Annotated in this window: 3 protein-coding genes; all 3 read right to left on the bottom strand. The window is 40.3% G+C overall.

Annotation, left to right across the window (positions count from 1 at the left end; all coding sequences use genetic code 11):
• Positions 1 to 34 precede the first annotated feature (34 nt).
• Positions 35 to 331 carry a hypothetical protein gene (locus KL866_RS03345; protein WP_025256671.1) on the bottom strand — a complete coding sequence of 99 codons (297 nt, stop codon included), beginning with the start codon at positions 329 to 331 and terminating at the stop codon, positions 35 to 37.
• A gap of 107 nt (positions 332 to 438) precedes the next feature.
• Positions 439 to 783, bottom strand: coding sequence for an energy transducer TonB (locus KL866_RS03340; protein WP_214993362.1), 345 nt, complete (start codon positions 781 to 783; stop codon positions 439 to 441).
• 482 nt (positions 784 to 1,265) lie between these two features.
• Positions 1,266 to 1,676, bottom strand: coding sequence for a hypothetical protein (locus KL866_RS03335; protein ID WP_171042082.1), 411 nt, complete (start codon positions 1,674 to 1,676; stop codon positions 1,266 to 1,268).
• Positions 1,677 to 1,765: the final 89 nt, after the last annotated feature.

Here is a 1,765-nt window from a genome sequence, read left to right as displayed (position 1 = left end):
GCAGCGGGCGAACTTAATTTTTTTGTTAGGTAACTTAGCGTCCATATCCCTCGGTGCTCTTTATTACTAACTTGTCTACACTAACTTTTTTACACAGATTTACCACAGATACAATGAGTGATGGAATAGTGCTGTTGTCATACAGGACTAACACATCCTTAGGAGGTTGTTGCTCAATATGTGTTATTAACTCTTTAGCTGTTTCAAACTCATTGGTATTAAAATCAAACCTACCAGCAGCGATGACGATAAACGTTCCGCCGTTTTTCTCCCATTCTTCGTCTTCTAGCGAGTGGTACTTTATTGCTAAATCTATTGAACTCAAATCCATCTGTTACCTAACTTCGCAATAACGGGCAGTAACACAGCGGCGAGAATATCGAGGCCGCCGCTGTGTTACTGTCCCAGCGCGCCTCTGCGCGCGTGTTTATTGCCTTGTTAGTTCCCATCTTTTTTATCGACGTAATCTAAATGAACCATATTATCGACTTGCCTTGTGGGAACACCATCGATGATGAATGGGTTATATTTCCATTCTGATACTGCTTTAATAGCATCTTCATCGAAGTAACCTGATGGAGAAGATGCCAGAACTTGTATGTTGTCAGTTTCCCCTGCTTCCGTAATATCAAACGAAAGTTTAACCCACCCATAAACTGGAGAGTGATCTTCAGTTTCAGAAATATCAGTATTTGTAGCTACCCTGTCATTTTTGACGATTGAAGTTGAACTACATGCTGATACTAATAAAAAAACGGTGAGAACAAAAAATACCTTTTTCATCTACTTTCCTTTTGGGAACTAACACCCAAATAAGGGGCGGAAACACGTGGGCTAAAATCCCGAGCGAAGCGAGTCAGCCCACGTGTTTGCGTCCCAGCGAGCGGAGCGAGTGACTTAATTTGTTTGTTATGTGGCTAAGTCTAAAACAACCTTGATTTAATATAATCGTCGCTCAGATCAAGTTAGTTAATTAAGTGATAATAACTGAATGCGACACCCCAGCAAACGACCACAATGGCAAGTAATACAATTAAGCCTCCGCGCCTGCTGCCAGAAACGCTATTACCGCAAACTGGACATTTGAACCTTGAATGATTGCCCGGCACGGGGATTTCTACGGGCCGAATCAAACTGTCGCATTTATTACATTTCAAAGCTAATTCTTATCCCCGACACATAACGATTAATATAACTGGAAAATACGAGCGCTTTTGCAACGAAGTTGCAGCGAGTAGTTTTCCAGTTGATGTTTTTGTTAGTTCTCATTCTTTAATCAACACCCATCGCGCGGTTTTTAGCCACTTTTTTAAACAGGCAATTTCTTCCATACAGCCTAGTTCATTTAAAACCGACAAATACTGCTCTTCATTTGACGTATACATAACAAATGCATCTCCTTCGCTATCAAATTGAACAGATGCAAAATTTGTATTTGCTCTCACTACTTGCTCTATAGATGGGCCATTGCCGCTGAAACCATAAGCTTTAAACAATTCTATGAATGATCGTTTACCATCCTTTAAATCAATTTCCACTGGGATCGAAATTGAAAAATAGGTCTCATCAGAATATATGATTGGGGGGTAATATTTTGTAACGTCAGGGTTAGCCAGTGGACGAATCCAATAGAACACGAACAATATGATTAATATGCAAACTACAATTATTTTCAAAATGTTCATCCTTGAGAACTAACTTTAAGCTAAGGGGCGCTAGCATGTGGGCTAAAATCCGAACGAAGTGAGTCAGCCCACATGTTAGC

The organism is Alteromonas sp. ALT199 (genome assembly GCF_018619335.1).
GTDB lineage: Bacteria > Pseudomonadota > Gammaproteobacteria > Enterobacterales > Alteromonadaceae > Alteromonas.
This window is presented reverse-complemented; position numbering and strand designations above follow the sequence as displayed.